At 69.5% G+C, this 8,044-nt stretch carries 7 protein-coding genes and 1 pseudogene; all 8 read left to right on the top strand.

Going from position 1 to position 8,044, the window contains the following annotated elements:
- A pseudogene (locus GPY60_RS26650) lies at positions 1 to 275 on the top strand (PE family protein); the annotation flags it as partial.
- A 207-nt stretch (positions 276 to 482) separates the two neighbouring features.
- Positions 483 to 860, top strand: a complete 378-nt coding sequence (locus GPY60_RS15910; RefSeq protein ID WP_156688636.1) for an NADH-quinone oxidoreductase subunit A — start codon at positions 483 to 485, stop codon at positions 858 to 860.
- Positions 861 to 868: 8 nt separating this feature from the next.
- On the top strand, positions 869 to 1,423 hold the full coding sequence (locus GPY60_RS15905; RefSeq protein ID WP_156688635.1) for a NuoB/complex I 20 kDa subunit family protein: 555 nt from the start codon (positions 869 to 871) through the stop codon (positions 1,421 to 1,423).
- The gene (locus GPY60_RS15900) at positions 1,420 to 2,145 is read left to right on the top strand and encodes an NADH-quinone oxidoreductase subunit C (RefSeq protein ID WP_156688634.1); all 726 of its coding nucleotides are present in this window, start codon (positions 1,420 to 1,422) and stop codon (positions 2,143 to 2,145) included. Before GPY60_RS15905 ends, GPY60_RS15900 begins: the two co-directional genes overlap by 4 nt.
- Positions 2,145 to 3,470: an NADH dehydrogenase (quinone) subunit D gene (gene nuoD / locus GPY60_RS15895; RefSeq protein WP_156688633.1), complete on the top strand. Its 1,326-nt coding sequence runs from the start codon at positions 2,145 to 2,147 to the stop codon at positions 3,468 to 3,470. Before GPY60_RS15900 ends, nuoD begins: the two co-directional genes overlap by 1 nt.
- Positions 3,467 to 4,225, top strand: coding sequence for an NADH-quinone oxidoreductase subunit NuoE (nuoE, locus tag GPY60_RS15890; protein WP_156688632.1), 759 nt, complete (start codon positions 3,467 to 3,469; stop codon positions 4,223 to 4,225). Before nuoD ends, nuoE begins: the two co-directional genes overlap by 4 nt.
- Positions 4,222 to 5,550, top strand: coding sequence for an NADH-quinone oxidoreductase subunit NuoF (nuoF, locus tag GPY60_RS15885; protein WP_156688631.1), 1,329 nt, complete (start codon positions 4,222 to 4,224; stop codon positions 5,548 to 5,550). Before nuoE ends, nuoF begins: the two co-directional genes overlap by 4 nt.
- Before the next feature lie 62 nt (positions 5,551 to 5,612).
- Positions 5,613 to 8,042 carry an NADH-quinone oxidoreductase subunit G gene (locus GPY60_RS15880; protein ID WP_156688630.1) on the top strand — a complete coding sequence of 810 codons (2,430 nt, stop codon included), beginning with the start codon at positions 5,613 to 5,615 and terminating at the stop codon, positions 8,040 to 8,042.
- Positions 8,043 to 8,044: the final 2 nt, after the last annotated feature.

The following is an 8,044-nucleotide window of genomic DNA, read 5'->3' as shown; positions in this document are numbered from 1 at the left end:
GCGGGAACGCGATCGAGGCCGCCACCGGAATCGGCGGCACGGGCGCGACCGGTGTCCAGGCCGGCGCACCCAGCGGAGGTGGTGGTGGCGGTGGAGCCGTGGCCCTCGACGGCGGCTACCGTGCCAACGGTGGTAACGCAGTTGGCTCGATAGGCGGCACGGGCGGCAGCACCTCTACCGGCGGAGGCAACGGCGGCACCACCGCCACCACGGGCGGCAGCGGCGGCTTGAGCCAGAACGGCGGTGCCAACGGCAGCCCTGGCCAAAACAGCTGACAGCCGTACTACAGGCGGCGGCGGGGACGCCGGTTCATTTCCAAAATGTCGGATTCCCCACATAGGGCAGGGTGCGCGACAGCGGCACAGCGATCCTGGCTATCCTGTGGCCAAGGTCATGTGGGGCTTATACGTTCGGGTCCGTCACACCAAGTCGAGAACCGCTTGACCGCTGCTGGCAGCCGGTACGACTGATCAGGGAGCGAGTTGAACGTCTACATACCCATCCTGGTACTGGGAGCGATCGCCGCTGCCTTCGCCGTGGGATCGGTCGCGATCGCGAGCCTGGTCGGCCCCAAGCGGTACAACCGGTCGAAACTCGAGGCCTACGAGTGCGGAATCGAGCCCACCGATTCGCCGGTGAGCGGCCCGCAGGCGGCGGCCGGGCAGCGGTTCCCGGTGAAGTACTACCTGACCGCAATGTTGTTCATCGTCTTCGACATCGAGATCGTGTTCCTGTATCCCTGGGCGGTCACCTATGACGCGCTGGGATTGTTCGCGTTGGTCGAGATGGTGGTGTTCGTGCTCACGGTTTTCGTGGCGTACGCCTACGTGTGGCGCCGCGGCGGCCTGACGTGGGATTGAGGTAGAACGTGGGTCTCGAGGAACAGCTGCCCGGTGGGATCCTGCTGGGAACCGTCGAGAAGGTGGCGGGCTACGTCCGCAAGAACTCGCTGTGGCCGGCCACTTTCGGTCTGGCCTGCTGCGCCATCGAGATGATGGCAACGGCGGGGCCGAGATTCGACCTGGCGCGCTTCGGCATGGAACGGTTCTCGGCGACGCCCCGACAGGCCGACCTGATGATCGTCGCCGGACGGGTGAGCCAGAAGATGGCCCCGGTGCTGCGCCAGATCTACGACCAGATGGCCGAACCCAAGTGGGTGCTGGCGATGGGCGTGTGCGCCTCGTCGGGCGGCATGTTCAACAACTACGCGATCGTGCAGGGCGTCGACCACGTGGTCCCGGTGGACATCTACCTGCCCGGCTGCCCGCCGCGCCCCGAGATGCTGCTGTACGCAATCCTGAAGCTGCACGAGAAGATTCAGGAGATGCCGCTGGGCGTCAACCGGGAAGAGGCCATCGCCGAGGCCGAACAGGCGGCGCTGGGCGCCCGGCCCACGATCGAGATGCGCGGGCTGCTGCGATGAGCTCGCCCGACCACGACCCCAAGCAGGCGGCGACCGAAGGGGCCGGCTCACCAAGGGCCGACGGCGAAGTCATCGACGTCCGCCGCGGCATGTTCGGGATCGCCGGCAGCGGCGACACCACCGGGTACGGACGGCTGGTGCGCACGGTCACCCTCCCGGGCGGCTCGCCGCGCCCCTACGGCCGCTACTTCGACGACGTGGTCGACCGGCTGACCGACGCGCTGAAGAGCGGCGGCGTGGAATTCGACGAGGCCGTCGAGAAGGTCGTGGTGTACCGCGACGAACTCACGCTGCACGTCACCCGCGACAAGCTGGTGGAGGTGGCCCAGCACCTGCGCGACGACCCGGAGCTGCGCTTCGAGATGTGCCTGGGCGTCAGCGGGGTGCACTACCCGCACGAGAAGGGCCGCGAGCTGCACGCCGTCTACCCCCTGCAGTCGATCACCCACAACCGCCGGCTCCGGCTGGAAGTGGCTGCCCCGGACAGCGATCCGCACATCCCGTCGCTGTTCGGCGTGTACCCGACCAACGACTGGCACGAGCGGGAAACCTACGACTTCTTCGGGATCATCTTCGACGGGCACCCGTCGTTGACCCGTATCGAGATGCCCGACGACTGGCACGGGCACCCCCAGCGCAAGGACTACCCCCTCGGCGGCATCCCGGTGGAATACAAAGGGGCGCAGATACCCCCGCCCGATGAGCGGAGAGCGTACAACTGATGAGCACAATCACTGACTCGACGCATGATGGCGCGGGCGAGACGGTGCTGGTCGCCGGCGGCCAGGACTGGGACCAGATCGTCGACGCCGCGCGCAGCGCCGACCCGGGCGAGCGCATCGTCGTCAACATGGGCCCCCAGCACCCGTCGACGCACGGGGTGCTGCGGCTGATCCTCGAGATCGAGGGCGAGACGGTCACCGAGGTCCGGTGCGGAATCGGCTACCTGCACACCGGGATCGAGAAGAACCTCGAATACCGGTACTGGACCCAGGGCGTCACCTTCGTGACCCGGATGGATTACCTGTCACCGTTTTTCAACGAGACCGCCTACTGCCTGGGCGTGGAGAAGCTGCTCGGCATCACCGACCAGATCCCGGAGCGGGTCAACGTCATTCGCGTCATGATGATGGAACTCAACCGGATCTCCTCGCACCTCGTTGCGCTGGCGACGGGCGGCATGGAGCTGGGCGCCATGACGCCCATGTTCGTCGGCTTCCGGGGGCGCGAGATCGTGCTCACGCTGTTCGAGAAGATCAGCGGGCTGCGGATGAACAGCGCCTACATCCGGCCGGGTGGCGTGGCGCAGGACCTGCCGCCCGGCGCCGAGAAGGACATCGCCGAAGCCCTCAAGCCGCTGCGCCAGGTGCTGAAGGAAATGGGCGACCTGCTCAACGAGAACGCGATCTGGAAGGCCCGCACCCAGGACGTCGGCTACCTCGACCTGACCGGCTGCGTGGCGCTGGGCATCACCGGGCCGATCCTGCGCGCCACCGGCCTGCCGCACGACCTGCGCAAGAGCGAGCCCTACTGCGGGTACGAGGACTACGAATTCGACGTGATCACCGCCGACACGTGTGACGCCTACGGCCGCTACATGATTCGGGTCAAGGAGATGTGGGAGTCGACCAACATCGTCGAGCAGTGCCTGGACAAGCTGAAGCCGGGCCCGACGATGATCGAGGACCGCAAGATCGCCTGGCCGGCCGACCTGAAGGTGGGGCCCGACGGCATGGGCAACTCACCGGAGCACATCGCCAAGATCATGGGCAGCTCGATGGAGGCGCTGATCCACCACTTCAAACTCGTCACCGAGGGCATCCGGGTGCCGGCCGGCCAGGTGTACACCGCGGTCGAGTCGCCCCGCGGCGAGCTGGGCGTGCACATGGTCAGCGACGGCGGCACCCGCCCGTACCGGGTGCACTACCGCGACCCGTCGTTCACCAACCTGCAGTCGGTCGCCGCGATGTGCGAGGGCGGCATGGTCGCCGACCTGATCACCGCCGTCGCGAGCATCGACCCGGTGATGGGAGGGGTGGACCGTTGACCGGACCGCAAGGCCAGCCCGTGTTCATTCGGCTCGGCCCGCCGCCCGAGGAGCCCAACGCGTTCGTGACCGAGGGTGCGCCACAGTCGTATTCGCCCGAGGTGCGGGCGCGGCTGGAGGTCGACGCCAAGGAGATCATTGGTCGCTACCCCAACAAGCGGTCGGCGCTGCTGCCCCTGCTCTACCTCGTGCAGGCCGAGGACTCCTACCTGACGCCGGCCGGCCTCGAGTTCTGCGGCGAGCAGCTCGGCCTGACCGGCGCCGAGGTCTCGGCGGTGGCGAGCTTCTACACGATGTACCGGCGCGGCCCGACCGGTGACTACCTGGTCGGGGTGTGCACCAACACGCTGTGCGCGATCATGGGCGGTGACGCCATCTTCGACGACCTCAAGGAACACCTCGGCATCGGCAACGACGAGACCACCGAGGACGGCTCGATCACGCTGCAGCACATCGAGTGCAACGCCGCCTGCGACTACGCCCCCGTGGTGATGGTCAACTGGGAGTTCTTCGACAACCAAACCCCGGAATCGGCGCGCGAACTCGTCGACTCCCTGCGCTCCGGCGCCCCGAAGTCGCCCACGCGCGGCGCGCCGCTGTGCGCGTTCCGCGAGACCTCGCGCATCCTGGCGGGCCTGCCCGACGAGCGGCCGGACCAGGGACAGGGCGGGCCGGGTGCAGCCACCCTGGCGGGCCTGAAGGTGGCGAAGGAGAAGGGCATGGAGGCGCCCGCTCCCCAGGAGGCACAGTCATGACGACGTCACAAGCGACGCCGCTCACCCCCGTCATCAGCCGCTACTGGGACGACCCCGAGTCGTACACGCTCGCGACCTACCGCCGCCACGGCGGCTACGAGGCCATGAAGAAGGCCCTCGGCATGAACCCCGACGACGTGATCGCCGCGGTGAAGGACTCCGGGCTGCGCGGCCGCGGCGGCGCGGGCTTCTCGACGGGCACCAAGTGGTCGTTCATCCCGCAGGGCGACACCGGGCCGGCGGCCAAGCCGCACTACCTGGTGGTCAACGCCGACGAGTCGGAACCCGGTACGTGCAAGGACATTCCGCTGATGTTCGCGACGCCGCACGTGCTCGTCGAGGGCGTCATCATCGCCTCGTACGCGATCCGGGCGAGCCACGCGTTCATCTACGTCCGCGGCGAGGTGCTGCCGGTGTTGCGCCGCCTGCAGAACGCGGTGGCCGAGGCGTACGCGGCCGGCTACCTGGGCCGCGACATCAACGGGTCCGGCTACGACCTCGAGCTGGTGGTCCACGCCGGCGCGGGCGCCTACATCTGCGGCGAGGAGACCGCACTGCTGGACTCCCTGGAGGGGCGGCGCGGACAGCCTCGGCTGCGGCCGCCGTTCCCCGCCGTGGCCGGCCTGTACGGCTGCCCGACGGTGATCAACAACGTCGAGACGATCGCCAGCGTGCCGTCGATCATCGGCAATGGTGTCGACTGGTTCCGGTCCATGGGCAGCGAGAAGTCGCCCGGCTTCACGCTGTATTCGCTGTCCGGGCACGTGACCCGCCCGGGCCAGTACGAGGCCCCGCTGGGCATCACGCTGCGCGAGCTGCTCGACTACGCCGGCGGCGTGCGGGCGGGGCACCGGCTCAAGTTCTGGACACCCGGCGGGTCATCCACGCCGCTGCTGACCGACGAGCACCTGGACGTGCCGCTGGACTACGAGGGCGTGGGCGGGGTCGGCTCCATGCTGGGCACCAAGGCACTCGAGATCTTCGACGAGACCACGTGCGTGGTGCGGGCGGTGCGCCGCTGGACGTACTTCTACAAGCACGAGTCGTGCGGCAAATGCACGCCGTGCCGGGAGGGCACGTTCTGGCTGGACCAGATCTACACCCGCCTGGAGACCGGCGAGGGCACCAGCGAGGACATCGACAAGCTGCAGGACATCTCCGACACCATTCTCGGAAAGTCGTTCTGCGCGTTGGGCGATGGCGCCGCGAGCCCGGTGATGAGTTCGATCAAGTTCTTCCGGGACGAGTACGTCGCCCACGTCGAGGGCGGCGGGTGCCCGTTCGACCCGCGGGACTCCATGCTGACGCCGAACGGAAAGGCCTGACGCGCGCCCATGACCCGCGACGACGACGATGCAGAGCGAAGCGATGAGGAGGAGCGGCGCCCATGACTAGTGCCGCCAAGACTGAAACCGGCGACCCCGAGAAGAACGACGCGCCTCCGCCGGAGATGGTGACGCTCACCATCGACGGCAACGAGATCAGCGTTCCCAAGGGAACTTTGGTGATCCGCGCGGCCGAGCTGATGGGGATCCAGATCCCGCGGTTCTGCGACCACCCGCTGCTGGAGCCCGTCGGCGCGTGCCGGCAGTGCCTGGTCGAGGTCGAGGGTCAGCGCAAGCCGATGGCGTCGTGCACCACGGTCGCCACCGACGACATGGTGGTGCGCACCCAGCTCACCTCGTGGGCCGCCGACAAGGCGCAGCACGGCGTGATGGAGCTGCTGCTGATCAACCATCCGCTGGACTGCCCGATGTGCGACAAGGGCGGCGAATGCCCGCTGCAGAACCAGGCGATGTCCAACGGCCGCGCCGATTCCCGCTTCACCGACGTCAAGCGCACCTTCGCCAAGCCGATCAACATCTCGGCGCAGGTGCTGCTGGACCGCGAGCGCTGCATCCTGTGCGCCCGGTGCACCCGCTTCTCCGAGCAGATCGCCGGGGACATCTTCATCGACATGCAGGAGCGCGGCGCCCTGCAGCAGGTTGGCATCTACGCCAACGAACCCTTCGACTCGTACTTTTCGGGCAACACCGTGCAGATCTGCCCGGTGGGCGCCCTGACCGGCACCGCGTACCGCTTCCGGGCCCGGCCCTTCGACCTGGTGTCCAGCCCGAGCGTGTGCGAGCACTGCGCCTCGGGCTGCGCGCAGCGCACGGACCACCGCCGCGGCAAGGTGCTGCGCCGGCTGGCCGGCGACGACCCCGAGGTCAACGAGGAGTGGAACTGCGACAAGGGCCGGTGGGCGTTCACCTACGCCACCCAGCCGGACGTGCTCACCACTCCCCTGATCCGCAACGCCGACGGCGAGTTGGTGCCCGCGTCGTGGTCTCTCGCGATCTCCGTGGCGGTCGACGGGCTCGAGGCGGCCCGCGGGCGCACCGGTGTGCTGGTCGGCGGCCGGGTGACCTGGGAGGACGCCTACGCCTACTCGAAGTTTGCCCGAATCGTGTTGGGCAGCAATGACATCGACTTCCGCGCGCGGCCGCACTCGGCCGAGGAGGCCGAGTTCCTGGCCGCCCGCGTCGCCGGCCGCCCGGTGACCGTCAGCTACGCGGACCTGGAGTTGGCGCCCGTGGTGGTGCTCGCCGGTTTCGAGCCGGAGGACGAGTCGCCGATCGTGTTCCTGCGCCTTCGCAAGGCCGCCCGCAAGCACCACGTGCCCGTGTACGCGGTCGCGCCGTTCGCCACCCGCGCGCTGACCAAGCTGGCCGGCCGACTGGTCGAGACCGCGCCCGGCGGCGAAGCGGCGGCGCTGGACGGGCTGGCGACCGGCGAGCTCGGTGAGCTGCTGGCCAAGCCCGGCGCGGTGATCATGGTCGGGGAACGCCTGGCGACCGTGCCGGGCGCGCTGTCGGCCGCGGCCCGGCTGGCCGATGCCACCGGGGCCCGGCTGGCGTGGGTGCCGCGACGGGCCGGGGAACGCGGCGCGCTCGAGGCCGGCGCGCTGCCCGCGCTGCTGCCCGGTGGTCGCCCGCTGGCCGACGACGCGGCGCGCGCGCAGGTGAGCGCGGCCTGGAACGTCACGGAACTGCCCTCGACCCCGGGGCGGGACGCCGCCGGCATGCTGGCCGCGGCCTCCGACGGAACGCTGGGCGCGTTGCTGGTCGGCGGCGTCGAACCCGACGACTTCGCCGACCCCGACGCGGTGCTGGCCGCGCTGGACGCCGCCGGCTTCGTGATCAGCCTGGAGTTGCGGCGCAGCGCCGTCACCGAGCGGGCCGACGTGGTGTTCCCGGTCGCCCCGGTGGCGCAGAAGTCGGGCGCCTTCGTCAACTGGGAGGGCCGTTACCGCGCGTTCGTCCCGTCGCTGCACGGCACCACCCAGACGCCGAACCAGTCCGACCACCGGGTGCTCGACACGCTGGCCGCCGAGATGGGCGTCTACCTGGGCACGAGCACGGTCGAGGAGGCGCGCGAACAGCTCGCCGCGCTCGGCACCTGGGACGGCGAACACGCCGCCGACCCGCGCGTCGAAACATCGGAACCGCCCCGGCCCGGCGCCGGCGAGGCCGTGCTGAGCGGCTGGCGGATGCTGCTGGACAACGGCCGGCTGCAGGACGGCGAACCACACCTGGCGGGCACCGCCCGCAAACCCGTGGCACGGCTGTCGCCGGACACCGCCGCCGAGATCGGCGCCGCCGACGGCGACGCGGTCACCGTCAGCACGGACCGGGGAACGATCACCCTGCCGCTGGCCGTGACCGACATGCCCGACCGGGTGGTGTGGCTCCCGCTGAACTCGCCCGGTTCGGCGGTGCACTCCGAGCTCGGCGTCACGCCGGGCAGCGTCGTGCGGATTGGAGTTGGGTCATGAAT

Source organism: Mycobacterium sp. Marseille-P9652 (assembly GCF_902652685.1).
GTDB lineage: Bacteria > Actinomycetota > Actinomycetes > Mycobacteriales > Mycobacteriaceae > Mycobacterium.
This window is presented reverse-complemented; position numbering and strand designations above follow the sequence as displayed.

What these genes read in the sequence shown, in the direction of transcription:
- GPY60_RS15900 (WP_156688634.1), top strand. Translation starts at nt 1,420, where the DNA reads ATGAGCTCGCCCGACCACGACCCCAAGCAGGCGGCGACCGAAGGGGCC.
- GPY60_RS15880 (WP_156688630.1), top strand. Translation starts at nt 5,613, where the DNA reads ATGACTAGTGCCGCCAAGACTGAAACCGGCGACCCCGAGAAGAACGAC.
- nuoD (WP_156688633.1), top strand. Translation starts at nt 2,145, where the DNA reads ATGAGCACAATCACTGACTCGACGCATGATGGCGCGGGCGAGACGGTG.
- nuoF (WP_156688631.1), top strand. Translation starts at nt 4,222, where the DNA reads ATGACGACGTCACAAGCGACGCCGCTCACCCCCGTCATCAGCCGCTAC.